The sequence below is a fragment of the Vibrio sp. 1S139 genome (assembly GCF_041439475.1).
GTDB lineage: Bacteria > Pseudomonadota > Gammaproteobacteria > Enterobacterales > Vibrionaceae > Vibrio > Vibrio crassostreae_C.
In genome coordinates, this window is record NZ_JBGOOD010000019.1 from 48,160 (window position 1) to 74,043 (window position 25,884).

At 45.8% G+C, this 25,884-nt stretch carries 15 protein-coding genes and 2 pseudogenes; 12 read left to right on the forward strand and 5 right to left on the reverse strand.

Annotated elements, in window-relative coordinates; all coding sequences use genetic code 11:
* Window positions 1-92: 92 nt before the first annotated feature.
* On the reverse strand, window positions 93-578 hold the full coding sequence (locus ACED46_RS08865; RefSeq protein WP_017059310.1) for a putative 4-hydroxy-4-methyl-2-oxoglutarate aldolase: 486 nt from the start codon (window positions 576-578) through the stop codon (window positions 93-95).
* Window positions 579-625: 47 nt separating this feature from the next.
* On the opposite strand from ACED46_RS08865, the pseudogene ACED46_RS08870 reads away from it, so the two are divergent.
* Together ACED46_RS08870 and arcA are read left to right on the forward strand one after the other, a co-directional pair.
* Window positions 626-727 (forward strand): annotated as a pseudogene (locus ACED46_RS08870) (ribonuclease activity regulator protein RraA); the annotation flags it as partial.
* A 429-nt stretch (window positions 728-1,156) separates the two neighbouring features.
* On the forward strand, window positions 1,157-1,873 hold the full coding sequence (arcA, locus tag ACED46_RS08875; protein ID WP_004741534.1) for a two-component system response regulator ArcA: 717 nt from the start codon (window positions 1,157-1,159) through the stop codon (window positions 1,871-1,873).
* A gap of 136 nt (window positions 1,874-2,009) precedes the next feature.
* On the opposite strand, the gene ACED46_RS08880 is transcribed toward arcA, so the two are convergent.
* The 4 genes from ACED46_RS08880 to ACED46_RS08895 all read right to left on the reverse strand — a co-directional run bounded on the left by ACED46_RS08880 (window position 2,010) and on the right by ACED46_RS08895 (window position 7,801).
* Window positions 2,010-2,453, reverse strand: a complete 444-nt coding sequence (locus tag ACED46_RS08880; RefSeq protein WP_017062884.1) for a hypothetical protein — start codon at window positions 2,451-2,453, stop codon at window positions 2,010-2,012.
* A 7-nt stretch (window positions 2,454-2,460) separates the two neighbouring features.
* Window positions 2,461-4,830: an aerobic respiration two-component sensor histidine kinase ArcB gene (gene arcB, locus ACED46_RS08885; RefSeq protein ID WP_017062885.1), complete on the reverse strand. Its 2,370-nt coding sequence runs from the start codon at window positions 4,828-4,830 to the stop codon at window positions 2,461-2,463.
* 174 nt (window positions 4,831-5,004) lie between these two features.
* Window positions 5,005-6,756 (reverse strand): diguanylate cyclase domain-containing protein, encoded by a 1,752-nt coding sequence (locus ACED46_RS08890; protein WP_017059307.1) that lies wholly within the window; start codon window positions 6,754-6,756, stop codon window positions 5,005-5,007.
* Window positions 6,757-6,847: 91 nt separating this feature from the next.
* Window positions 6,848-7,801: a TIGR01212 family radical SAM protein gene (locus ACED46_RS08895; RefSeq protein ID WP_017062887.1), complete on the reverse strand. Its 954-nt coding sequence runs from the start codon at window positions 7,799-7,801 to the stop codon at window positions 6,848-6,850.
* A 529-nt stretch (window positions 7,802-8,330) separates the two neighbouring features.
* Here ACED46_RS08895 and gltB (ACED46_RS08900) point away from each other — a divergent pair.
* From gltB (ACED46_RS08900) to ACED46_RS08945, 10 genes and pseudogenes are all read left to right on the forward strand, one after another.
* Window positions 8,331-12,878 (forward strand): glutamate synthase large subunit, encoded by a 4,548-nt coding sequence (gltB, locus tag ACED46_RS08900; protein WP_371721277.1) that lies wholly within the window; start codon window positions 8,331-8,333, stop codon window positions 12,876-12,878.
* Window positions 12,878-14,347 carry a glutamate synthase subunit beta gene (locus tag ACED46_RS08905; protein WP_065584716.1) on the forward strand — a complete coding sequence of 490 codons (1,470 nt, stop codon included), beginning with the start codon at window positions 12,878-12,880 and terminating at the stop codon, window positions 14,345-14,347. Before gltB (ACED46_RS08900) ends, ACED46_RS08905 begins: the two co-directional genes overlap by 1 nt.
* 428 nt (window positions 14,348-14,775) lie before the next feature.
* Window positions 14,776-19,239: a glutamate synthase large subunit gene (gene gltB, locus ACED46_RS08910; protein WP_371721278.1), complete on the forward strand. Its 4,464-nt coding sequence runs from the start codon at window positions 14,776-14,778 to the stop codon at window positions 19,237-19,239.
* Window positions 19,240-19,255: 16 nt separating this feature from the next.
* A complete protein-coding gene (locus ACED46_RS08915; protein WP_371721279.1) occupies window positions 19,256-20,668 on the forward strand; it encodes an FAD-dependent oxidoreductase in 1,413 nt (470 codons plus the stop codon).
* Between the two features lie 172 nt (window positions 20,669-20,840).
* Window positions 20,841-21,269: a DUF1499 domain-containing protein gene (locus ACED46_RS08920; protein ID WP_017059301.1), complete on the forward strand. Its 429-nt coding sequence runs from the start codon at window positions 20,841-20,843 to the stop codon at window positions 21,267-21,269.
* A gap of 126 nt (window positions 21,270-21,395) precedes the next feature.
* On the forward strand, window positions 21,396-22,091 hold the full coding sequence (mtnN, locus tag ACED46_RS08925) for a 5'-methylthioadenosine/S-adenosylhomocysteine nucleosidase (protein ID WP_012603226.1): 696 nt from the start codon (window positions 21,396-21,398) through the stop codon (window positions 22,089-22,091).
* Window positions 22,092-22,101: 10 nt separating this feature from the next.
* Window positions 22,102-23,055: a cobalamin biosynthesis family protein gene (locus ACED46_RS08930; protein ID WP_102332777.1), complete on the forward strand. Its 954-nt coding sequence runs from the start codon at window positions 22,102-22,104 to the stop codon at window positions 23,053-23,055.
* A gap of 1 nt (window position 23,056) precedes the next feature.
* Entirely contained in the window at window positions 23,057-23,926 is an 870-nt protein-coding gene (gene btuF, locus ACED46_RS08935) for a vitamin B12 ABC transporter substrate-binding protein BtuF (RefSeq protein WP_017059298.1), read from the forward strand.
* 74 nt (window positions 23,927-24,000) lie between these two features.
* Entirely contained in the window at window positions 24,001-24,618 is a 618-nt protein-coding gene (locus ACED46_RS08940; protein ID WP_017070823.1) for a TRIC cation channel family protein, read from the forward strand.
* 249 nt (window positions 24,619-24,867) lie between these two features.
* A pseudogene (locus ACED46_RS08945) lies at window positions 24,868-25,377 on the forward strand (IS5/IS1182 family transposase); the annotation flags it as partial.
* Window positions 25,378-25,884: the final 507 nt, after the last annotated feature.

The following is a 25,884-nucleotide window of genomic DNA, read 5'->3' on the forward strand; positions in this document are numbered from 1 at the left end:
TTAACAGATTAGTGCGGATTGAGATCCAAACTTTTAGTACATCACAAACCATTCCCCGTTCTAATCTATCAACGGCATTCAATTTGAGTCAGTTACGATTCAATTAACAGCTCAGATGAAATTAACACGCCATTCCAATCGGCATAAATATAGTCACCAGGCTGAATCAGTTGATTATGTATAGAGAGTGTCACATTCACTTGGCCGACACCGCGTTTCTCTGTTTTGAATGGCGATGCACCTAACGCCTGAACGCCAAGGTCCATTTGCGACATCATGCCTACATCACGCACCGCACCGTTTACAATCACGCCTTCCCAACCGTTTTCTATCGCGAGAATAGCGAGTTGATCGCCAAGCAGCGCCTTCTGGCATGAGCCATTTCCGTCAACGACAAGCACTTTGCCACAGCCGTCGGTCTCTAAAACCTCGCGAACCTTGGAATTATCGTGATAACAACGAACTGTTACAATTTTTCCAAAGAACGCACCACGTTGGCCGAAGTTCTGCAATGGCATGTTCAGTAGGGTGACTTCGCTTTCAAACTCATCACACAAGTCGGGTGTTATATCGTGCATATATCCTCCGTGAGTAAGGCGTTACCGGTTATGTCAGGCTAGCCTCTATGCTTTTATATGTTATTAAAATTAATCCTTTGTTTTCATTGTTCTATGCTCAATTTATTACTCAATAAAAGTTGATTGAGCATATTTATCTACTAGACTCTTAAGACAGCTTTCAGCTTCCTTGGTTCATAATCCGGTCTTTAGCAGGCAAGATGTGCGAAGCATCTCGAATAATCATTCTTGTTTTGGTGCTAAATAGTCACCATAACATTGGTTAAGTTGTAGCCATACTATTAAAGTTTGTTGCGATACGGCAATTGATGTAAATCAACAAAGTGAATGGAATTAACATTCTCGCGTTGTTAGCATGCTGTTAACATTATAGAATCCACTCCAATCACTAAAAGAATGATTGAAAGGCGTACTGGATCTACGTTATTGGGCAATACTTCAAGGAAGGCAGATAGCTGGAAGTAAGTGTTTTTTTGAAAACTTTAAGTTATCATCAAAAATACATTACCTGTATGTTATGTTTTTGCCTAGAATTTATTCTATTAGCACAGTTTCGTCACAAATTTAGGTACCGCCAAATGCAAACCCCGCAGATTCTTATCGTTGAAGATGAGCAAGTAACTCGTAACACTCTAAAGAGTATTTTTGAAGCAGAGGGATATGCTGTTTTTGAGGCTAGCGACGGTGAAGAGATGCACCAAGTGCTATCTGACAACCAAGTTAACCTTGTAATTATGGACATCAACCTTCCAGGTAAGAATGGCCTACTACTTGCGCGTGAACTACGTGAGCAAGCAAACGTAGCGCTTATGTTCTTAACTGGTCGTGATAATGAAGTTGATAAGATCCTTGGCCTAGAGATCGGCGCTGATGACTACATCACTAAGCCTTTCAACCCTCGTGAACTGACTATCCGTGCACGCAACCTTCTGAACCGTTCAATGAGCACAAGCTCTGTTCAAGAAGAGAAGCGTAGCGTTGAGAAGTATGAGTTCAACGGTTGGGTACTAGATATCAACAGTCGTTCTCTGGTTAGCCCAGATGGCGAAGGCTACAAGCTACCTCGTTCAGAGTTCCGTGCTCTACTTCACTTCTGTGAGAACCCAGGTAAGATCCAAACACGTGCTGACCTTCTTAAGAAGATGACTGGCCGTGAGCTTAAGCCACACGATCGTACTGTAGACGTAACAATCCGTCGTATTCGTAAGCACTTTGAATCTGTTTCTGGTACGCCAGAAATCATCGCAACGATTCACGGTGAAGGCTACCGCTTTTGTGGTGACCTAGAAGACTAATTCGATTCGCGCCTCTTACCATTTAGCACTACTCACCAGTAAGTGTTTTGAACACTAGAAGCGTCATCAATAGTTATTAAAAAGGGAGAATGCCAACGCATTCTCCCTTTTTTATTGTTCTTAATTGGATAAGATTTTAGTAAACCGTATCCACCTTAACGTCTTTCTCTACTAACCACTTCACGGTTTCGCCATCTTTAAGTTCCACCGCCACATCAACAGGCTTGTCACTGTCGATTTCTAGCTGCCATACAAACGCGACTTCCCATTGAGTTTCACTGTGTGTTCTTAAATCAAGATCGTCAGCCGTTACCAACAAGGTGTCTGCACCCTGTTTAACCGTAACACTTTCAACCGCAAGCGTTGCTGGCAGTTGTGAGTCTGACTCTAGGTAGATAGCACCATGTAGGGTCTTATCTTGAGTCTCGCCAATCGTTGGCATCTTGTTGTGCCAAAGGTTGCTTTTCATGGTAACTGTTGCTGCAGATACTTCGACTTGATTATCTTGCTGCCATTCTACTTGTGGCGCAGAACAACCCGCTAATGCCACTACACATGCGGCGAATGCTAATTTTTTCATTATTCTTCTACCTTTGATTTAACCAACTCTTTAAAACTTCAATGTCATTCTGGTATTCGTTATTTATCTCATCAACCCAATCTGAAATGTTCTCCCACCACGCAGGCAAATCTGGAGATTGAGCTTTCTGGGCAACTTGTTGGATGCGTTTCAGACCAATAGAACCTGCAGCACCTTTAATCTTATGTGCCTCAGAAACGATACTGGCTTTATCTTTCGCGACCATGTTGGAGTTCAATATTTCCATATACTCCGGCATCATATCTTCGAACATCGCGATGCTATCCAAAACCGGTTTCGGTCCAACAATATCAACGTAAGACTCTAGCATATCAATATCAAGCAAAGTGGTATCAATTTCTGAAAGAACAGGCTTACTCGCGTCGACTTTATCAATGCTCTCAACCTTATCGGTGCCCGCTACCTTCTCAATTACCTCTGGTGCATCTTCGATAAGTTCACTGATGACATCTTGGATAGCTCGAACCGACAAAGGTTTACTGATCGCTTCGTCCATGCCTTTCTGGAAGTACTCTTGCTTGTTGTTTAATACGTTCGCAGTTAACGCCACCAAAGGCGGTAGCTGGCTGTATTTCTCGCGGTAGTATTGAGCAATATCGAAACCCGTCATATCTGGCAGTTGGATATCCAACAACACCAAATCATAGTCTTCAGGATTGAAAGCAATTTGCGCCTCTTTACCCGTCATCACGACTGTCACTTCATGGCCAAGGCTTTCAAGTAGAGAGCGAGCCACTGTGATATTGAGTTCAATGTCTTCGACCATAAAGATCTTAAGATTCGACTGTTTTCTTGGCGTTTTGATCAGAGCCTGAGTATCGTGATTCACTGGAACTCGAATCGAAACCGTAAAGGTACTGCCAAAGCCCTCTTCACTGATGACTTCAATGTGGCCATCCATCATATTAATTAGCTGTTGAGAGACAGCGAGACCAATACCCGTGCCGACAGCGTGCAAGTTGTCCGTGCCCGATTTCACCTGATAGTACATCGCGAAGATCTTCTCGATTTCACTTTCAGGGATACCAATACCAGTATCTTCCACTTCCATCGTAATGTTGGCAAAGTCACCATCAATGTCGGCGCTGACTGTCATCACCACTCCACCATCTTTGGTGAACTTCATCGCGTTACTAACAAGGTTCCACAGTACCTGTCTAAGACGAGTACCATCCACCTCAACAGCAGCTGGAAGATCAGACAATCTTTCTAGATCGAACCTTAACCCTTTCTGCTCAGCCATCAACGCAGAGATACTTTCGATCTCGACAACGAAATCTTCAAAGTTAATAGGCGTAGGGAAGAGTTCAAGCTTACGGCGGTCGAACTTATCCATATCAATAATATCGTTGAAGATATTACCCAGTGTCACCGCGCTCACCTTGATGGTTTGCATCTGCTTGCGCTGTTCGGTGGTCAGTTGGCTATCAAGCAGCATGCGGCTCAAGCCAATGATGCCGTTGAGCGGCGTTCTTAACTCGTGGCTAATAGTTGAGATAAAGGTGGTCTTATCGCGGCTGGCTTTTTCTAACGACTCTTGATGCTCTTTACGTTCAGTAATATCGCGGCCAAAACCAACCAAGCCCAAGTGACGACCATCTTTGCTGTAGAAAGGCACTTTACGCAGTTCGAAGTAACTCTTGCGGCCATCTGGGTATTCAAGCCATTGGTCATAAGTCAGTGCTTGGTTGTCAGCAAATACTTTCTTATCGGTTTCAACAACTTGCTGAGCGACCTCTTTACTGTAAACATCCCAAGGAGTTAAACCAACTAGCTCTTTTTCTGTTTTACCAGTGAGCTCTTCAACCGCACGGTTACAACCAGAGAACACACCATCTTCATTACGGTAGTAAATAAGGTCAGGCGAGGCATCGATAAACGAGCGTAACAGTGCAGTACGTTCTGCGAGTTCAAGCTGAGTACGCTCGCGCTGGAACACCTCGTTTTCGAGATCTTGCATTGCTTCTGCGCGCGCTTCTTCCGCTTTTTCACGCTCTTCAATTTCTTGATTAAGCTTCTCGATATTGAGCTGCATTTTATTGTTGAGTTCTTGGTCTCGCTCACGCATGTCGCCAAGTTTAGAGACCAATTTCGCTAACCTTTGACGTGATTCTTCCAACTGGTCCACGACCACTGACAGAAAATAAACCGCCCAAGGCGTGATCACTAAACCGAAGAAAACTGAACGGACAATGTCGATGTCATCAACATTGCCTTTGAGTGCAAGGGTGATACCGACTTGCACAACAACAGCGAGGGCAACAAGCGCTAGGGCGAGTAAGATAGAAAAGCGGACAATCCCCAGTTTTACGAGTAGATCCACGTAATACTGGGCAAGATTTTTCATGGGTTTCATTTAGCGCTCCATGCGATAAGACTAGCAACATTCTACCCTGTTTGAAGATGGGAGGTAAGCTAGCTACATCACACGCAGCAAGTGTTCAGCGGTAATTTCGAAGGTTAATTAACCAATACAAATACTAACTAAGCAAAAATAGCCGGGGATAATCAAATTGCCAATTTTATAGCGTTAGCGAATTGAGTATGGATGCACCATTGAACGGTTGCGACCGTCTGATTTCGCTTGATACAACGCACTATCAGCCAAGGCAACAGCCGATTCCATTTCATCATCAGGTGTAGGAATGTAAGAGATAATACCAATACTCACCGTGATGAATTCAGAGACTGTCGACTTCTCATGCGCAAGTTCCAATTTTAGGACTTCATCATGAATACGCTGCGCCACCAGCTGAGCACCTTCGGTCGTTGTATTTGGCAGAATAAAGCCGAACTCTTCACCACCATAACGAGCCACACAATCAGATGAACGATTCAACACCTGCTTAAATGCCTGAGAAACCTGAATCAAAGCATCATCGCCTTGTTGGTGTCCGTAAAAGTCGTTGTAGCCTTTAAAGAAGTCGATATCACATAGCATGATCGTCAGTGGCAGCTTCTCACGCACATGATAATGCCACAGTGTAGAGAGCTGTTCATCGAAACGACGTCGGTTAGACACTTTAGTCAGGCTATCCATAAAGCTGAGGCGTTCAAGTTCAAGGTTGGCTTCTTCAAGCTTTTGTTCTGCTAGATAACGCTCTGTAATATCACGCGCCATGATCAACACACCATTAGTGCTCGATGCTGGATCTCTAAACGGTGATTTGACTACATCATACCAAGTAAATGTTCCATCACTTGAGACCACTTTGTCGATATAACGCAGTGATTTACTTTGATGAAGCACTTGATGATCGGTTTCTGATATTCGCGTATAGATGCTATGTGGCACCACATCTTGTAAACGTTTACCGATCAAGTCACTGACTTCAGAGATACCCAGCGCAGCCACAAATGGTTTATTACACGCTTGATAAACCATGTTTTCATTAAAGATACCAATCGAGTCTGGGCTGGCCTCCAGGAGGTTTTGCAAGATGGTGTCACGCTGCGCAAGTGCCACTTCGGTATCTTTTCGCTTCTCCATCTCGCCACGCAGTTTCTGCTGCATGTCATGCCAATCGGTCACATCATGACTAATAGAGAGCGTGCCGATGGTTTCTCCATCTTGGGAAAGCAGCACACTTTGGTAGGTTTCAAGCAAGCAGCTTTTTCCATCTTGATCTGTAGTCCAAGAGCGTTCACTTACACGACCTTTTAATACTCCACCAGAAACACTCAGGGTGCCCTCTTCAGCACGACCATGCCAAAACTTTTTAAACGAGCGATTACTCGTCACTAACTGACCTTTCTGATCTTTCACGTAGATCAGCTCAGACAAAGAATCCAAAGCGGTACGAGCAACATTCAGTTCTCGAACTTCTTGGGACAGTTCTTCGTTAGTGTTTTTATAAGGTGAGGCGTGAATCATCCAAGCCTGCTTATTTCTAAAATGGATCTTACGACCGATCAAGTTGATCTTGAACGACTCAAATTCAGAAAGCGCCCACAGGGAGACCTGCTCGAAGGCTCGAGAGTTGATGTGGTTGGTTAAGTAGTGACGAAAGCTGTTCTCGCTTTCCACAGTAGGAAAGCGAAAATTAACACCGATTTGGCGGATACCAAGCAACTGCATGGCTTGGCGATTGGCATAGAGTATTTCGCCACTTCGAACATCAACAAAGTAGAGTGGCGACGGGGTAGCAAGTAGAAGCGTTTCGATATGCGACTGATAACGAGAATAGAGATGCCAGCAGATGAGAGCAATCAGCAATACAACAACGATATAAATACCGTAGCCATACGCCCTGTCCCACAACCAAGTCATTACCAGTTCCATTTACTCTCAATCTATACCATAAAATCTGCTAGGGAAATGTTACCACTATTTATTGGTTTTATCTGCTGTTACCTACAGTCACCCATTTCTATTAATTGGCCGCGTTTAAAACAGGCAACGTGTACTCGAATGCAGAGCCCGTTTTGATGCCTTGAGCACCGGTTTTATCCAACGAACGACCTATTTCAGTCATCGCTAACCAGCGGTTCTCACACCATAAAGGAGAAAGTAAGGTTGGGCGTCTCGCCGCTGAAGAAACACGGTGATAAACCACGTCCGCAGGCGTGCGTTGAATGATCTCACTCGCGATATCGATGTACTCTTCAAGGCTTGGGGCTTCTAGCTTTCCGGCCTTCCACGCCTTAGCCATGGTACTGCCCTCTACTATATGAAGGCCGTGCAGCTTAATACCATCGGTGCCAACGGCTAATACCTTGTCTAAGGTTTCAAGGTTATCCGCTTTGGTTTCTTTTGGTAGGCCAACAATCAGATGAGTACACACCTTGATACCTAAAGCGCGTGCGCGTTGGGTGATCGTTTCATACACTGCAAAATCGTGGCCGCGGTTAATTCGCTTGAGGGTTTTATCATTGGCGGTTTGCAGGCCAAGCTCGAGCCAAATCTCATAGCCTTGTTTAACGTAGCCCGCTAACAGATCCAACACCGCATCAGGCACACAGTCTGGTCGCGTACCAACACAAAGGCCGACGATCTCTGCACCGGGTGCTTTTAGCGCCTCTTCATACATATTCTTGAGCACTTGCACCTCAGCATAAGTGCTGGTGTACGCCTGAAAGTAAGCCAGATACTTCTTAGCACGAGCAATTTCACCCGCACGATCTTTTAGTTGTTCTGCAATACTCTGAACCTGAGTTTGTTCATCGGCAAAGGAAGCCACGTTACAAAACGTGCAACCTCCACGGCCAATTGTCCCGTCTCGGTTTGGGCAGCTGAAACCACCATGAAGCGTCAGCTTGTGAACCTTCTCGCCATAACGGCGTTGAAGGTCTTGGCCGATAGTATTGACCAACTCGTGTAATTGCATATTTTCAAAGCACTCAAGTAAATAAGAATGAATATCAGTATTTTTTGAAAAAAAATTACATCCCTGCAAAATTCGACCAATTAGTTTACTCAAGGCTTTTTGCGAGCAACCTAACAAATATCAATAAACATGCAAAAAATCGGCTCTATTTGCCTAATGTTGCACATTTGTTAGGCATTAAATTCAAAATAAAACGAAAAAAATGGTCTACATGGGTCAACTTTCATTGCAATTCGCCTAGACAAAATTGTAGGATACTTACACATATTGGCTATTTTTGAGTATTTACTTACAACGAAAACTTGCTAATAAGTCGGTGATATCTAACTCCCACCTATATAAACCACTAGTTTGTGGTTAAAAATAAACAGGTATCACTAAGGATTGTTTTTCTCGCAATACTTTTCCTGCGAGATACGGAAAGGATTCAAACCGCCAGCATAGGCAGGTTTAGACCCATAAATATAAAAGGACAAGGCTGACTTTATACAAATAAGTTGCGCCTAGATTTAACTGGAAGGATGTATCTATGGTAGATCAAGAGCAGAACTCACAGGGTCTGTATACACCTGAATTGGAGCATGACGCTTGTGGTATCGGTTTTGTTGCGCATCTAAAGAATCGCAAATCTCATGATGTAGTAACTCAAGCACTCGATATGCTTGCACGTATGGAACACCGTGGCGGCCAAGGCTGCGATCCGTGTTCTGGTGATGGTGCAGGTATCCTGCTACAGAAGCCGCACGAATTCTTACTAGAAGAAGCCGTAAAGCTTGGAATTAAGCTGCCATCTTTTGAAAAATATGGTGTTGGTGTTGTACTTTTCCCTAAAGATGAACACAAACGTGCACAGTGTCGTGACATTCTAGAACGCAATGCACAACGCCTTGAGTTAGAAGTTATCGGTTACCGTGAACTTCCAACGGACAATTCAATGATTGGTGCTGACCCACTAAGCACTGAACCTCAATTTGAACACGTATTTATTTCTGGCGGCCCTGGTATCACACCAGAAGAGCTTGAGCGTAAACTGTATGTTCTACGTAACTACACGGTTCGTGTATGCCTAGAAAGCGTTTCAAATATCGGTGATGACTTCTACATCAACTCTATGTCTTACAAGACATTGGTGTACAAAGGTCAGCTAACAACTGAACAAGTTCCTCAGTACTTCCTAGATCTGCAAAACCCAACCATGGTGACAGCTCTAGCACTAGTACACTCTCGCTTCTCTACCAATACATTCCCACGTTGGCGTCTAGCTCAGCCTTTCCGTTACATCGCGCACAATGGCGAAATCAATACGGTTCGCGGCAACCTGAACTGGATGAAAGCACGTGAAGCAATCCTAGAATCGGATCTGTTTACACAAGCTGAAATCGACATGCTGCTTCCTATCTGTCAGGAAGGTAGTTCGGATTCATCAAACTTCGATATGGCGCTTGAGCTACTTGTTCTTTCAGGTCGTACTCTGCCACACGCGTTGATGATGATGATCCCGGAAGCATGGCAAGAAAACAAAAACATGGATCCAACTCGTCGTGCGTTCTACCAGTACCACGCGAACGTAATGGAACCATGGGATGGCCCAGCATCAGTATGTTTCACCGATGGTGTTCAAGTAGGTGCAACACTTGACCGTAACGGTCTGCGTCCTTCTCGCTACACAGTAACTAAAGACGACTTCCTAGTAATGGCGTCTGAGTCTGGTGTTGTTGAGATTGCACCTGAAAACGTTGAGTACCGTGGTCGTCTACAACCAGGTCGTATCTTCGTTGCTGACCTTGAGCAAGGCCGCATCATTTCTGATCAAGAAGTGAAAGACAGCATTGCTAAAGCACAACCTTACGAAAAGTGGGTTGAAGAGAACCTTCTGAGCCTGAAAAAGCTACCGGATGCGAGCAACGAATTTAGCCAACCTTCTCCAGAGAAACTACTACACAAACAACAATCGTTTGGCGTGAGTTCTGAAGAAGTAAACGAAATCATTCTACCTCTTGCGAAAACAGGCTACGAGCCACTTTCTGCAATGGGTGCTGACTGGCCGCTAGCGATTCTTTCTCACCAATCGCAGCACCTTTCAAACTACTTCAAACAGTTGTTTGCACAAGTAACTAACCCGCCGATCGACCCGATTCGTGAGCGCATGGTTATGTCTCTGAACACTTACCTAGGTAAAGACCAGAACTTACTTGCTGAAACACCTGAGCACTGTCAAAAAGTAGAACTTGAGTCTCCAGTACTGTCTAACTCTGAGTTAGAAAAACTGCGTGCAATCGATAACGAGCACCTTCAGGCGAAGACGCTGGATATCGTATTCCAAGCAAATGGCGACCAAGGTAAGTTAGAGCGCGCACTTAAGCGTATCTGCCAATACGCAGAAGACGCAGTGATTGATGGCTACTCTATCATCCTACTGACAGACCGTGCGGTTAACTCTAACCATGCCGCTATTCCAGCAATGCTGGCGGTTGGCGCGGTTCACCACCACCTAATCCGTAAAGGTCTACGTGCTAAGTGTGACATCGTTGTTGAAACGGGCGACGCTCGTGAGACACACCACTTTGCAACGCTTATCGGTTATGGTGCAAACGCAGTTAACCCATACCTAGTTATTGAAACGATTGTTGAACTGCAACGCACTAAGAAGCTAGATCCAAACGTACACCCACGTGAGTTATTCGATAACTACCGTAAAGGTGTTAACGGCGGTCTACTTAAGATCTTCTCTAAGATGGGGATCTCTACGCTGCAGTCTTACCACGGTGCACAAATCTTTGAAGCACTTGGTGTTAGCAAATCAGTGGTTGAAAAATACTTCACCGGTACTGTTTCTCGTATCCAAGGTCTAACGATCGACGATATCGCGCGAGAAGTATTGGTTCGTCACCGTGTTGGTTACCCAGCTCGTGAAATTCCAGCTCAGATCCTTGATGTTGGTGGTGTTTACCAGTGGAAACAACGTGGTGAGAAACACTTATTCAACCCAGAAACGATTTCTCTACTTCAAGAATCGACGCGTAACAAAGATTACGGTCAGTTCAAGAAGTACGCAAAAGCAGTTGATGACCAAGGCGACAACGCAGCAACGCTACGTAGCCAACTGGACTTCATCAAGAACCCTGCAGGCTCTATTCCTCTAGCAGAAGTAGAACCAATCGAGAACATTCTTAAGCGTTTCGCAACCGGCGCAATGAGCTTTGGTTCAATCTCGCATGAGGCTCACTCAACACTGGCTGTTGCGATGAACCGCATTGGCGCGAAATCAAACTCAGGTGAAGGTGGTGAAGATCCAGCACGTTTCGAACGTAAAGAAAACGGCGACTGGGAACGTTCAGCAATCAAACAGGTGGCTTCTGGTCGCTTTGGTGTAACGTCTTACTACCTATCTAACGCTGATGAGCTACAAATCAAGATGGCTCAAGGTGCGAAACCGGGCGAAGGTGGTCAACTACCTGGTGATAAGGTTGATGACTGGATCGGCGCAACGCGTCACTCGACTCCGGGCGTAGGTCTTATCTCGCCACCGCCACACCACGATATCTACTCAATCGAAGATTTGGCTCAGCTGATCTACGATCTGAAAAACGCGAACCGTAATGGCCGTGTAAACGTGAAGCTAGTATCAGAAGCTGGCGTAGGTACGATTGCATCTGGTGTAGCGAAAGCGAAAGCTGACGTGGTACTTATCGCAGGTTTTGATGGTGGTACGGGTGCATCTCCGATGTCTTCTATCCGTCACACAGGTCTGCCTTGGGAGCTGGGTCTAGCGGAAACGCACCAAACACTACTGAAAAACGGCCTACGTAACCGTATCGTTGTTCAGTCTGATGGTCAGATGAAAACACCACGTGACCTTGCAGTAGCAACGTTACTTGGCGCTGAAGAATGGGGCGTAGCAACAGCAGCTCTAGTGGTTGAAGGCTGTATCATGATGCGTAAGTGTCACAAGAATACATGTCCTGTTGGTATCGCAACACAGAACAAGACTCTGCGTGAGCGTTTCGACGGCCGCGTAGAAGACGTAGTCACTTTCTTCCAATACATGGCTGAAGGTCTGCGTGAAGTAATGGCTGAACTTGGCTTCCGCTCTATCGATGAGATGGTTGGTCAATCGCACAAACTTAAAGTTCGTGATGACATCGGCCACTGGAAGTACAAGAACCTAGATCTAACACCTGTACTGCACATTGAGCAGGCACGTGAAGAAGATGGTATCTACAACCAGACGCAACAAAACCACAACCTAGAAGACGTTCTAGACCGCAAGTTGATTCAAGCTGCGATTCCAGCTCTTGAGAAAGGCGAAGCCGTGAATGCGAGCTTCCCTATCATCAACACGGACCGCTCTGCTGGTACTATGCTGTCGAACGAAATCTCGAAGGTTTACAAAGACCAAGGTTTACCACAACCAATGAACGTTAAGTTCCACGGTAGTGCTGGCCAATCTTTCGGTGCGTTCCTTGCGAAAGGCGTTAAGTTCGAAGTAGAAGGCGACGCGAACGATTACTGGGGTAAAGGTCTGTCTGGCGGTACTTTGGTACTGTACCCAGATGCGAAATCTTCTATCGTTGCTGAAGATAACATCGTGGTTGGTAACGTATGTTTCTACGGTGCGACCTCAGGTGAATCTTTCATTCGCGGTATGGCAGGCGAACGTTTCTGTGTTCGTAACTCAGGTGCGAAGGTTGTTGTTGAGGGCGTTGGTGACCACGGTTGTGAATACATGACTGGTGGTGTTGCCATTATCCTTGGTTCAACAGGTCGTAACTTTGCTGCGGGCATGAGTGGCGGTGTTGCTTATGTTTGGGACAAAGCGGGTGACTTCGAAACCAAGCTCAACCCTGAACTTGTAGACCTAGATCCAATTGAACAAGAAGATAAAGATCTTCTACTGGATATGCTAACTAAGCATGTTGAATTCACAGGAAGTGAAGTTGCTCAATCTTTCCTAGACAACTTTGAAGCAAGTGTTGCATCGCTAGTTAAAGTAATGCCACGCGACTACAAAGCTGTTCTTGAAAAGCGTAAAGCTGAAGCACAACAGGCACAAACGGAAGAAGTGGAGGCAGTATAATGGGTAAGCCTACTGGATTTTTAGAACACGGTCGTGAGCTTCCAAAGAAGCTCGACCCGTCAGTTCGAATTGAAGACAACAAAGAGTTCGTACTTAACGAAGAGTTTGGTGAAAAGATCAATACTCAAGCCTCTCGTTGTATGGACTGTGGCGTACCTTTCTGTCACAACGGCTGTCCGATTGGTAACATCATCCCAGAATTCAATGATGCGGTTTACCGTGACAGCTGGGAAGAGGCTTGGAATATCCTAAGCTCTACCAACAACTTCCCTGAGTTTACCGGTCGTGTTTGTCCTGCTCCTTGTGAAAGTGCCTGTGTTCTTGGTATCAACCAAGACCCAATCACTATCTGTAATATCGAGAAAACGATTGTTGAAACTGCGTACCGTGAAGGGTACGCAAAACCTAAAACACCACGCTCTCGCACAGGTAAAACTGTCGCAGTTATCGGTTCAGGTCCTGCTGGCTTAGCCGCAGCGGAGCAGCTAAACAGCGCTGGTCACTCGGTAACGGTATTTGAACGTGACGAGAAAGTCGGTGGTCTACTTCGCTTCGGTATCCCAGACTTCAAACTGGGTATGGACGTGATTGATCGTAAGATCAACCTAATGGCTGAAGCGGGCGTTGAGTTTAAAGTTAACCAACACATCGGTGTTGATGTTAACGCTCAGCAGCTACGCCAAGAGTTTGATGTGGTATTGCTAACGGGTGGTTCTACGGTTCCACGTGACTTGCCAATCCCTGGTCGTGAGTTGAAAGGCGTTCACTTTGCCATGGAATTCCTTGGTCAAAACAACCGCCGTGCTAACAACCTAGATCTTAAAACAGAAGAGATTCACGCTAAAGATAAGCACGTTGTGGTTATCGGTGGTGGTGATACTGGTTCTGACTGTGTGGGCACATCAAACCGTCATAAGGCAGCGAGCATTACTCAGGTTGAGATCATGCCGATCCCACCAGAGAAGCGCCCTGCAAACATGCCTTGGCCTCAATACCCAATGATCATGAAAACCACCACTTCTCACGAAGAAGGTTGTGAACGTCACTGGAACATCTTAACCAAAGAGTTCATCGGTAACGATCAAGGTCAAGTGACGGGTCTACGTATTGCTGACATCGTTTGGCAAGATGCGAAACCAGGTGAGCGTCCAGGCTTTGATGAAGTCGCGAACTCTGAACGTGTTATTCCTTGTGACATGGCATTCCTAGCAATGGGCTTCTTACACCCGGAGCCAACCGGCGTGCTTGCTCAACTAGACATTAAACTGGACGAGCGCGGTAACGTTGCTTCTGAAGGTTACGCAACCAACCAGAAAGGCGTTTTCGCTGCTGGTGATATGCGTACTGGTCAATCTCTAGTTGTACGTTGTATTAATGAAGGTCGTGAATGTGCGATTGCGATTGATGACTTCTTAATGGGTAACTCAAACTTAGAAGCGAAAGCTGATTCACTCATGCTTTCCGCATAATATTTCTCGGGCTAACGTCAATGACGTTAGCCTAGAGGAAAAGCAATACCCTTCCTAACTTTTATATTTGGCTAGCACTCGATGCTAGCCTTTTTTCTATCTGGCCTTTGGCGTTTTCAAAATCATCCTGTTGTATATGTTAAATCTCGTTAACATTCACCTTATATATCTCATTGATATCCATCGACTATTTTAGATTATTAAGTGGCTAATCGCGTTTATGCATGATAATTAACCATGAACTTGACCTTAAACACAATTAGCTATACGTTGTAAAGCTGATGAAAATAAAATCAATCGGTTTTGTTAACACAACCAATAACGTTTTAACTGGCTAAAGCAAACTATCAGTTTATAAAAAACAACAAGTATATGAATAGTTAGTCATTTACTGTCTGGATGACAGAGAAGCAAAAGGGAGAATTGCAATGGCTCTATATGATCCTAGTCTTGAAAAAGACAACTGTGGATTTGGTTTAATAGCGCAAATGGAAGGCCAACCTAGTCATAAGTTGGTAAGAACTGCTATTTCAGCCCTCGATCGCATGACACACCGTGGTGGTATCGCTGCGGATGGTAAAACCGGGGATGGCTGTGGCTTATTACTACAGAAGCCTGACTCTTATCTCAGAATTATTGCTGAAGAGAATAACTTCAAGCTCGGCAAGCAATACGCTGTCGGCATGATTTTCTTCAGCCAAGATCCAATCAAAGCGCAATCCGCGCAAGACATCGTCAATAAAGAGCTCGCTCAAGAGACACTCACCGTCGCAGGTTGGCGTGTCGTGCCGACTAACACCGACGTTTTGGGGCCAATCGCAAAAGATTCTGTTCCAAACATTCAACAAGTCTTTATCTCAGCACCTGCAGGCTGGCGTGAGCGTGACATCGAACGCCGCCTATATATTGCTCGTCGCAGAATTGAAAAGCAGATCACCGAAGACAAAGATTTCTATATTTGTAGCCTTTCGACACAAGTCATGGTTTACAAAGGCTTGTGTATGCCGGCCGATCTTCCGCGATTTTACCTCGATCTTGCTGACTTACGTATGGAATCGGCGATATGTCTGTTCCACCAGCGTTTCTCAACCAATACTCAACCACGTTGGCCACTGGCTCAACCATTCCGCTATTTAGCACACAATGGTGAGATCAATACCATTGAAGGTAACCGTCAGTGGGCTAAGGCTCGTGCCTATAAATTCTCTTCGCCGTTGCTGCCAGACTTACAAACCGCCGCACCCTTTGTGAATGAGACAGGCTCAGATTCATCAAGCCTAGATAACATGCTCGACCTGTTCCTTGCCGGTGGTATGGATGTGTTCCGAGCGATGCGCATGCTTGTGCCGCCCGCTTGGCAAAACCACCCAGATATGGACCCAGATCTACGTGCATTCTACGACTTCAACTCAAAGCACATGGAACCGTGGGATGGTCCTGCTGGTATCGTACTTTCAGATGGTCGTTACGCTGCGTGTAACCTAGATAGAAACGGCCTGCGTCCTGCGCGTTATGTGATTACCAAAGACAATCTAATCACGCTCGCATCAGAAGTCGGTATCTGGAACTATGCACCGGATGAAGTCGCAGAGAAAGGCCGTGTTGGCCCGGGCGAACTGTTGGTAATAGATACTCGCCGCGGCAAGCTATGGCAATCTAATGAGATCGACAATGACCTCAAAGGCCGCCACCCATATAAAGAGTGGATGGAAAAGAACGTTCACAAGTTAACGCCATTTTCTGCGCTGCAAGATGACCAAGTGGGTAAGCGTAGCTTTGACGATGATACGCTCAAGACCTACCAAAAACAGTTTGCGATGAGCAACGAAGAGTCCGACCAAGTGCTGCGTGTGCTTGGTGATATGGGGCAAGAAGCAGTAGGCTCAATGGGCGACGACACGCCAATGGCTGTGCTCTCTTCAAAAGAACGCTTGGTCACTGATTACTTCCGTCAAAAGTTTGCACAAGTCACCAACCCACCGATTGATCCATTGCGTGAAAAACACGTGATGTCTTTGGCGACCAGTATTGGGAAAGAGATGAACGTGTTCTGTGAAACAGACGGTCACGCCTATCGTGTCACGTTTGATTCACCAGTACTGCTTTACTCAGACATGCAGCAGCTTCTGCAGTTGAGTCAAAAACATTATCGTCATGTCATTCTCAGCATGCACTACGACCCGAATAACCAAGATCTAGAACAAGCAATCAAAGCAGTATGTGATAGCGCCGAACAAGAAGTCAGCGAAGGTGCGGTTTTAGTTGTGCTGTCGGACAAAGGTTTAGAGAAAGGAAAACTACCGATCCCTGCAGCCATGTTGGTTGGTGCGGTGCAAACAAGGCTTGCTGATACCAACCTGCGTTGTGATGCCAACATCGTTGTTGAGACAGCAACTGCGCGCGACCCACACCAATTTGCTGTGCTGCTTGGCTTCGGTGCAACCGCGGTTTACCCATACCTCGCTTATGAAGCGTTAGGTAAAATGTTGGATGATGGCTCTTTAGATAAAGATTATCGTGCCGCAATGCAAAATTACCAAAACGGCATCAACAAAGGTCTGTACAAGATCATGTCGAAGATGGGAATTTCAACCATTGCCTCTTATCGCTGTTCACAGCTTTTCGAAGCCGTTGGCCTTCATTCCGATGTTGTTGAGCTCTGTTTCCGCGGAGTTACCACTCGAATCCAAGGCGCAAGCTTTAGCGATTTCCAACAAGATATCTATAACTTATCGCGTAAAGCCTGGACTAAGCGTAAGCCAATCGAGCACGGTGGTTTACTCAAATACGTACACGGCGGCGAATATCACGCCTATAACCCTGATGTGGTTGGCACTCTGCAAACTGCAGTAAAAACAGGTGAGACATCGGATTATCTCTCTTTTGCTAAGCAAGTAAATGCTCGTCCAGCTGCGATGTTACGCGACTTAATGAGCCTCAAAAAAGCCGATCAGCCTCTACCACTAGAGCAAGTCGAGCCTAACAGCGATCTGTTTAAACGCTTCGACTCTGCGGCAATGTCGATCGGTGCTTTGAGCCCAGAAGCGCATGAAGCATTAGCAATGGCGATGAACCGCTTGGGTGGTTACTCAAACTCTGGTGAAGGTGGTGAAGACCCTCGACGCTTTGGTACTGACCGTAACTCTCGTATCAAGCAGATAGCTTCCGGTCGTTTTGGTGTGACGTCACATTACTTAACCAATGCGGATGTTTTGCAGATCAAGGTCGCACAAGGTGCGAAGCCTGGAGAAGGTGGTCAACTGCCCGGCCATAAAGTTACCGCAGAAATCGCTAAGCTGAGATATTCAGTTCAAGGGGTGACACTGATCTCCCCTCCTCCACATCACGATATTTATTCTATCGAGGATCTAGCGCAGCTGATTTTCGACCTTAAACAAGTGAACCCTAAAGCCTTGGTTTCAGTAAAGTTAGTATCGGAACCGGGTGTAGGCACGATTGCAACTGGTGTAGCGAAAGCCTATGCCGATCTGATCACCATTTCTGGCTACGATGGCGGTACCGCGGCAAGCCCTCTAACCTCGGTAAAATACGCAGGTTGCCCTTGGGAGCTTGGCTTAGCAGAAACTCAACAAGCACTGGTTGCTAACGGGCTTCGTCATAAGATCCGCCTGCAAGTCGATGGTGGTTTAAAAACTGGCCTTGATGTGATTAAAGGTGCGATTCTCGGTGCAGAAAGCTTTGGTTTTGGTACCGCGCCAATGGTCGCAATGGGTTGTAAGTTCTTACGAATTTGTCACCTAAACAACTGTGCGACGGGTGTTGCGACTCAAGATGAAACACTACGCCGCGAATACTTCAAAGGCCTGCCAGACATGGTGGTGAACTACTTTACAGGCCTAGCCGATGAAGTTCGCCAATACCTTGCAGAACTCGGCGTAGAAAAACTCACGGACCTGATTGGTCGCACGGATTTACTTGAAGCCGTTCAAGGCCTCACCGCGAAACAGAACAAGCTCGATCTCTCTTCAATACTCGAAGCTCCGGTATCTCCAGAAGGTCACCCACTGTTTTGGACCGAGCCAAACGCACCATTTGATAAAGCTCAGCTCAACCAGCAGATTCTGGATGATGCACTCGATGCAATTGAGAAACGTCAATCCACCAGCCTTTACTACAACGTGATCAACACAGACCGCTCGATTGGTGCTCGTATCTCTGGTGAAATTGCTAAGCGATACGGCAACCAAGGGATGGCAGGTTCACCAATCAAGTTATATCTCGACGGTACAGCAGGCCAATCTTTTGCGGTTTGGAACGCAGGCGGCGTTGAGCTTTACCTAACAGGCGATGCCAATGACTATGTTGGCAAAGGCATGGCTGGCGGCAAAGTGGTTATCAAGCCTCACCAAGGCACCGCATTTACTTGTAACGAAGCGACCATCATAGGCAACACCTGTCTGTATGGCGCAACTGGAGGCAAGCTGTTTGCAGCTGGTACGGCTGGCGAACGATTTGGCGTACGTAACTCAGGTACGGTTGCTGTGATTGAAGGCGCTGGTGACAACGCCTGTGAATACATGACCGGCGGTATTGTTGCCATTCTTGGCGCAACTGGCGTCAACTTCGGTGCGGGTATGACAGGTGGCTTCGCTTATGTCATGGATAAGAACGAAGACTTCCAAGGTCGAGTAAATAACGAGTCGGTCGAGGCACTTTCTCTGTCTGACTTATTTATCCACCAAGAACATCTGCGTGGCTTAATTGCAGAGCACTTAGAAGAGACTGGCTCAGTACACGCTGAAGCTATTCTGGCGAACTTTGATGAATGGATTCCAAAGTTCTACCTAGTGAAGCCAAAGACGGCGGTTCTGAACACCTTGCTCGGCCACCAAAGCCGCAGCTCAGCTGAACTTCGTGTTCAAGCGCAATAATTGGAAGGAGCCAATAATGAGCCAGAATGTATACCAATTTATTGATGTGAATCGCGTAGACCCAGCGAAGAAACCAATCAAGATACGTAAGATTGAGTTTGTAGAGATCTACGAACCTTTCACTAAACAGCAAGCGAAAGCGCAAGCAGACCGTTGTTTAGACTGTGGTAACCCATACTGTGAATGGAAATGTCCTGTTCACAACTACATCCCTCAGTGGCTTAAGCTTGCCAATGAAGGGCGTATTATCGAAGCCGCTGAACTGTCTCACCAAACCAACAGCCTGCCTGAGGTTTGCGGTCGAGTTTGCCCTCAAGACCGCTTGTGTGAGGGCTCTTGTACCCTCAATGACGATTTCGGTGCCGTAACCATTGGCAATATTGAAAAGTACATTATCGACAAAGCCTTTGAGATGGGTTGGAAGCCTGACATGTCTCACGTTGAGTGGACTGATAAAAAGGTCGCGATCATCGGTGCGGGGCCAGCAGGTCTTGCTGCTGCTGACATCCTAGTTCGTAATGGCGTAAAAGCCGTTGTGTTTGACCGCTATCCGGAGATCGGTGGCCTACTGACGTTTGGTATTCCATCGTTCAAGCTTGAGAAAGGCATCATGGAAAATCGTCGCCGTATCTTTAGCGAGATGGGCGTCGAGTTCCAAATGAATACCGAAGTCGGCAAAGATGTACAACTTCAGCAACTCGTCGATGACTACGACGCTGTTTTCCTTGGTGTCGGCACCTATAAAAACATGCGTGCGGGTTTAGACAACGAAGATGCACCGGGCGTTTATGATGCTCTGCCATTCTTGATTTCTAATACCTACAAGGTCATGGAACTGGAAAACCCAACCCCATTTATCGATATGCAAGGTAAGAAAGTCGTCGTGCTTGGTGGTGGTGATACGGCGATGGACTGCGTTCGAACCTCTATTCGTCAGAATGCGGCAGATGTGGTGTGTGCTTACCGCCGAGATGAAGCCAACATGCCAGGTTCTCGCCGTGAGGTAAAAAATGCACGTGAAGAGGGGGTGAAGTTCAAGTTCAACCTACAACCTATCGGCTTAGAGCTTAACAGCGCTGGTCATGTGGTTGGTGTGAAATTCGTGAAAACCGCTTTGGGTGAGCCTGATGAAGCCGGCCGTCGTCGTCCAGAACCTGTCGAAGGCAGTGAGCATGTTCTTGAGGCTGATGCCGTAATTATGGCATTTGGTTTCCAACCTCATACGATGGAATGGCTAGAACCTTTCGGTGTGGAGCTCGATCAGTGGGGTCGCATCAAGGCTCCTAACAAACAAGAGTTTCAATACCAAACCACCAACAGCAAGATATTTGCAGGTGGCGATGCGGTTCGAGGATCTGACTTAGTGGTGACCGCTATCGATGAAGGCCGTAAAGCCGCAGAAGGGATCTTGGACTACCTAGAAGTGTGACTAATCTAAGGTTTCCTTTATTACTCAGGCCGTTACTATAAAAAAGGGATCCAATGATGGATCCTTTTTTGAATTAGATACGTTTATCACAAGCATATCGAAAAATACGTAAAACAATCGCAAACAAGCCAATACCTATAACTACAATTAAAACAACGCCATAGGAAACATTATGAAAAAAGCAGCTCTCCTCTCGTTATCACTTTTAACGTTAACCGCTTGCAGCCAAGGAATCACGGACATGAAAGACAGAACTTCATCACCTTGTGGAGACAAACCAAACTGCGTATCAACTCAAGATGATCGTGAGCAACATGCATTGGCCGCGTTTGAGTTGTCAGATTCAGCGAGCTTAGATGCGATTGAGCAGGTTGCGCTAACCTTACCGGGATCAAAAACCGCGAGTAAAACAGAAGATTATCTGCGTGTTGAATGTACCTCTCGCATCATGCGCTTTGTCGATGACTTAGAACTTAAAATCACCGATGGCAAACTGATCGTGCGTTCTGAATCTCGTACTGGCCATTCTGATTTTGGTGTGAACCGTAAACGCGCTGAACAACTTCGCGCAAGCCTAAAAAGCGAAGGCCTAATCAAATAGATAAAGGAATACGCAGATAAATCGCTGCTATTCGGATGAGAAGTGCTTCAGGGCTGTCGCTCGACACTTCTCATCCATGCTACAATTTCGCTCTACTGTTTAAATATTTTTATTAAGAGACTACACATGAAAATCGGCATCATTGGCGCAATGGAGCAAGAAGTTGCGATCCTAAAAGCAGCAATTTCAGACATTACTGAAGTTAATAAAGGCGGTTGTACCTTTTTCTCTGGTCAGCTAAATGGTGTTGACGTTGTTTTGCTTCAATCAGGCATTGGTAAAGTAGCAGCAGCAGTTGGTACTTCAATCCTACTAAGCGAATACCAACCAGATGTCGTTCTAAACACTGGCTCTGCTGGCGGTTTTGATTCAACACTGAACCTTGGCGATGTTGTTATCTCGACTGAAGTTCGTCACCACGATGCAGACGTAACGGCTTTCGGTTACGAAATCGGCCAAATGGCAGGTCAACCTGCAGCGTTCAAAGCTGACGACAAACTGATGGCTGTTGCTGAACAAGCTCTAGCACAAATGGAAGATAAGCATGCCGTTCGCGGTCTTATCTGTACTGGCGACGCATTTGTTTGCACAGCAGAACGCCAAGAGTTCATCCGTAAGCACTTCCCATCAGTGGTTGCTGTAGAGATGGAAGCATCGGCTATCGCTCAAGCTTGTCACCAATTCCAAGTACCATTCGTGGTTGTTCGTGCAATCTCTGATGTTGCAGACAAAGAATCACCAATGAGCTTCGAAGAGTTCCTGCCACTAGCAGCGCAAAGCTCTTCTGAAATGGTTATCAAGATGGTTGCCCTACTAAAGTAAGCGACTAGACATGCAAACACTGTTTGATCAGGTATTTGCAAATGGCGTGCTCCTTGTGATGTGGGGAGCACTGCTTTTTCATTTAATTTTACCTATCCCCCATGCCGCACACCCCACGACCTTATGGCATAAGTTTGCTGAGCTTTTAGCAAGCAAGGTTAATAACAACCACAACTATTCCCAAAGTTTAATCTCAGGCACATTAGCCTGGGGGTTAATGGTACTGCCAACTCTGGTTATTCTATTGGCACTGCAACCATTGGTTTGGCAATCTCAACTGTTTGAATTGGCACTGTTATTACTCGCGATTGATTGGCGCAATAATGAAAAGCTGGCTAACCAACTGATCAAAGTACTTGGCCGAGAAGATAAAGCGGCCGCTCGTCAGTTACTGGCTCCGATTGTCAACCGTCAAACCGAATCACTTTCGTCACTTGGCCTCGGCAAAGCCGCCACAGAAACCATAATCATGGGTTACGCTCGTAACGTAGTTTGTGTGTTGTTCTGGTACGCCATTGGTGGTGGAATCGCTGCGTTAATGTATCGCCTTGTGGTCGAGTTAGCTCGAGCTTGGTCGCCAAGTCGCAAGCAGTTTTCTCCTTTCGGCTCAACGGCAATCAAGATCGTCGCTATCCTAGAACTTATACCAATGCGCTTATTTGCCTTGATGATCGTCTTTGGTGATAAAGCAACGCACACATTTAAGATGATGCTAGTCCAAAGTCGCTCTTGGCCACTACCCGGCCCAGCCTGGTTAATCACGGCTGTTGGCAACAAGCTGGAGTTATCATTAGGTGGCCCTGCGATTTACGACAACACTAAAGCCATTCGCGCAAAATTAGGCGGAAGAATCGCACCGTCAGCTCTGCATCTATCTCAGGTTCAGAAACTACTCTTTGGCCGCATCGCTATCTGGATATTTTTACAAAGCCTAGCCTTACTATTTATTCACCAAGGGATTTAGAGTGAAACCTTCAGCACTTGTTACAAGCCTTACTATTTTGTCTTCCAGCTTATGGCTGCCTTTATCATTTGCAGAAGAAGCACCACGGACTCAAGAACAAGTACAGCTGGCTCAACGCGTAGTCAGCCTTGCTCCTCATGCCACTGAACTCGCGTACAGCGCTGGTTTAGGCAACAACCTTGTTGCCGTAAGTGAACGAAGTGATTACCCACCACAAGCCGATAAGCTTGAAAAAGTGGCAAACTATCAAGGTATCAAGGTTGAGAAGATCATCGCACTTCAGCCTGATTTGATTCTTGCGTGGCCAGCGGGAAACCCGCCCAGAGAGCTCGCGAAACTAGAGCAATTTGGTTTTAATATTTACTACTCCAAGACCAAAAGCCTAGACAGTATCGCAACCAATATTGAACAACTGAGCGAATACGCTAGCGATCCAAGCATTGGCGAAAATAACGCTCAGCAATACAGAGAGCAGCTCAACGCGTTGAGACTAGAATACAAAGATGCCGAGCCAGTAAACTACTTCTACCAGCTCAGTGAAAAGCCGATCATCACTGTTGCTCAAGGACACTGGCCAAGTGAGGTGTTTGAGTTTTGTGGTGGCCACAATATTTTTGAAGACAGCGCCTCTCCCTATCCGCAAGTTGGTATTGAACAAGTTGTATTAAGAAAACCGCAAGTGATCTTCACTTCTCAGCACGCGATTGAGAATGGAACCATGTGGCAAACATGGGAAGATGAAATCCCAGCAGTCGCTCAAAATCAGATTTGGTCCCTCAATTCAGACTGGATTAATCGCCCGACAACAAGAACTTTGAAAGCGATCCAACAAGTATGCGATTTCTTCGATAGAGCTAGGCAAAATCACTAACTATTTGCTGCGTTTTTTCGTACAATTCGCCACCGACCTGTCCCTACAATTTTAACTATAAGAGCACCAGTATCATGGACTCCATGCTGCTTTATATTATCGATTTATTTGGCACTGCCATCTTTGCTGTCTCAGGCGTATTTGTCGCAGGCCGTCTTAAGATGGATCCCTTTGGCGTAGCCGTTCTAGGCAGTGTTACCGCAATTGGTGGCGGTACTATTCGTGACATGGCATTGGGTGCAACTCCCGTGTTTTGGATCACCGATACCACCTACCTTTGGGTCATCATCATCACCTGTTTGTTGACCATGATTATTGTAAGACGCCCGAAACGTCTGGCTTGGTGGATATTGCCGGTATGTGATGCGATTGGCCTAGCGGTGTTTGTTGGCATTGGCGTGGAAAAAGCGCTTATCTATCAAGATTCAGCACTAGTGGCCATCATCATGGGTGTCATCACCGGTTGCGGTGGCGGTATTATCCGCGACGTGCTTGCCCGTGAAGTGCCAATGATTCTAAGAAGTGAAGTCTACGCGACCGCTTGTATCATTGGTGGCGCTTTCCATACCGTGGCGATCAGCATGGGGCACGACTCAGAAACTGCATTTCTGGCCGGCGTGTTCTCAACACTATTGATCAGGCTTGGCGCTATTCGTTGGCATTTATCATTGCCGACCTTCGCCATCAAATAAGCTATCGTTACAAAGTGAAAGGCTCCGCAAAGGGGCCTCTATCATCTACATTTTAGTGTGAACTAAGCAGCCTTCACGAAATGACCTGCTACGAAATACCAATCCCTTCCAATTTTCATCATTGATTTGTGTGCGTTTACTCGCACACGTTTAAGAGGCCTCTCTCGTACACAAATTGCAAAATATCTCCAAGTCAGTCGAACCAAGATAAATAAGTGGGGGGATTGAGGTTAGCCCCCCCCCCCCTTTAATTACACCTGTATAAGCTATCGCTCACAAACGGTAAAGTTAAATATTGGAATAAATATAAAGGTGCTGCTCACCACATAGCCATAGACTCAACAGAACTCAGGACCTTTAGAGAGAGTGAGTAAAAGATGAAAAACATGGCTCGAAAAGCAGAGAACATAGCGTAAGCTTTGACGTTGATATCCACGAAGCCATTAGTTATTAGATTAGCCTTGTAAAGCTTGGCGATAATGAGGTGATGCCAACATTATTTATTTCTTTACGTAGAAAGATCCGCGCCGTCTCAGAGGGGGGAGACTTACGACACAAAAATTCAGCACTTTGGAAAGACGGACATCCCAGAAATGAAAGAGTAACAGCTCTGAAAAATGGGATTATAACGGAGTGGAAAGCCAAGCTTGGTTATCACTACCTGAAATCGCAATGCCGCGATATAAAGGGCTATTCAGTGGTCAATTAAGCTTGAGATATTACAACGTTCAAGGGGCAAATCTTGTCGTTAATATATGATTATATTGAAATTCACCTCATTATCACGCCGAAAAACTGGTTAAGTTCGAAGATTACAAACCTCAAATTGCAACAAAAAGAATCAATTAGACACTCTCTCACAAAAAAACTTACCATCTGGTTAGTAAAAAAAGTGACCGCCATCAAACTTTCTAGTTAAAGTTCCTTATCTACAACCATAAGCTCACTCAATCAAAATAAACCCATCGATAAAAATCTGAACAAACATCACAAAAATGGAACGCTCATCGGCACCAATAAATTATGTTACAAATGGTTTCTAGTGCAAACTCAATTTGCGCATGGCTACAATGACGCGCTCAAAAGTCAATCAGACATAAGTGTTCGAAAAAGCACTTTTAAAACTCAACTAGCCCATAGAAACTGAGTTTATAGAAACAGTACGCATCTGCTTGGCGATCAATTATCGAGCAATTGAGATGGTTATTAACCTTTCATAGACAGGATCTTAAGAGCTAACTTGTTTATTTAGATAGAAAAAAGGCT

What these genes read in the sequence shown, in the direction of transcription:
- ACED46_RS08915 (WP_371721279.1), top strand. Translation starts at nt 19,256, where the DNA reads ATGAGCCAGAATGTATACCAATTTATTGATGTGAATCGCGTAGACCCA.
- ACED46_RS08880 (WP_017062884.1), bottom strand. Translation starts at nt 2,453, where the DNA reads ATGAAAAAATTAGCATTCGCCGCATGTGTAGTGGCATTAGCGGGTTGT.
- ACED46_RS08865 (WP_017059310.1), bottom strand. Translation starts at nt 578, where the DNA reads ATGCACGATATAACACCCGACTTGTGTGATGAGTTTGAAAGCGAAGTC.
- ACED46_RS08920 (WP_017059301.1), top strand. Translation starts at nt 20,841, where the DNA reads ATGAAAAAAGCAGCTCTCCTCTCGTTATCACTTTTAACGTTAACCGCT.
- ACED46_RS08905 (WP_065584716.1), top strand. Translation starts at nt 12,878, where the DNA reads ATGGGTAAGCCTACTGGATTTTTAGAACACGGTCGTGAGCTTCCAAAG.
- arcB (WP_017062885.1), bottom strand. Translation starts at nt 4,830, where the DNA reads ATGAAACCCATGAAAAATCTTGCCCAGTATTACGTGGATCTACTCGTA.
- gltB (WP_371721278.1), top strand. Translation starts at nt 14,776, where the DNA reads ATGGCTCTATATGATCCTAGTCTTGAAAAAGACAACTGTGGATTTGGT.
- ACED46_RS08930 (WP_102332777.1), top strand. Translation starts at nt 22,102, where the DNA reads ATGCAAACACTGTTTGATCAGGTATTTGCAAATGGCGTGCTCCTTGTG.
- ACED46_RS08895 (WP_017062887.1), bottom strand. Translation starts at nt 7,801, where the DNA reads ATGCAATTACACGAGTTGGTCAATACTATCGGCCAAGACCTTCAACGC.
- ACED46_RS08890 (WP_017059307.1), bottom strand. Translation starts at nt 6,756, where the DNA reads ATGGAACTGGTAATGACTTGGTTGTGGGACAGGGCGTATGGCTACGGT.
- mtnN (WP_012603226.1), top strand. Translation starts at nt 21,396, where the DNA reads ATGAAAATCGGCATCATTGGCGCAATGGAGCAAGAAGTTGCGATCCTA.
- gltB (WP_371721277.1), top strand. Translation starts at nt 8,331, where the DNA reads ATGGTAGATCAAGAGCAGAACTCACAGGGTCTGTATACACCTGAATTG.
- arcA (WP_004741534.1), top strand. Translation starts at nt 1,157, where the DNA reads ATGCAAACCCCGCAGATTCTTATCGTTGAAGATGAGCAAGTAACTCGT.
- ACED46_RS08940 (WP_017070823.1), top strand. Translation starts at nt 24,001, where the DNA reads ATGGACTCCATGCTGCTTTATATTATCGATTTATTTGGCACTGCCATC.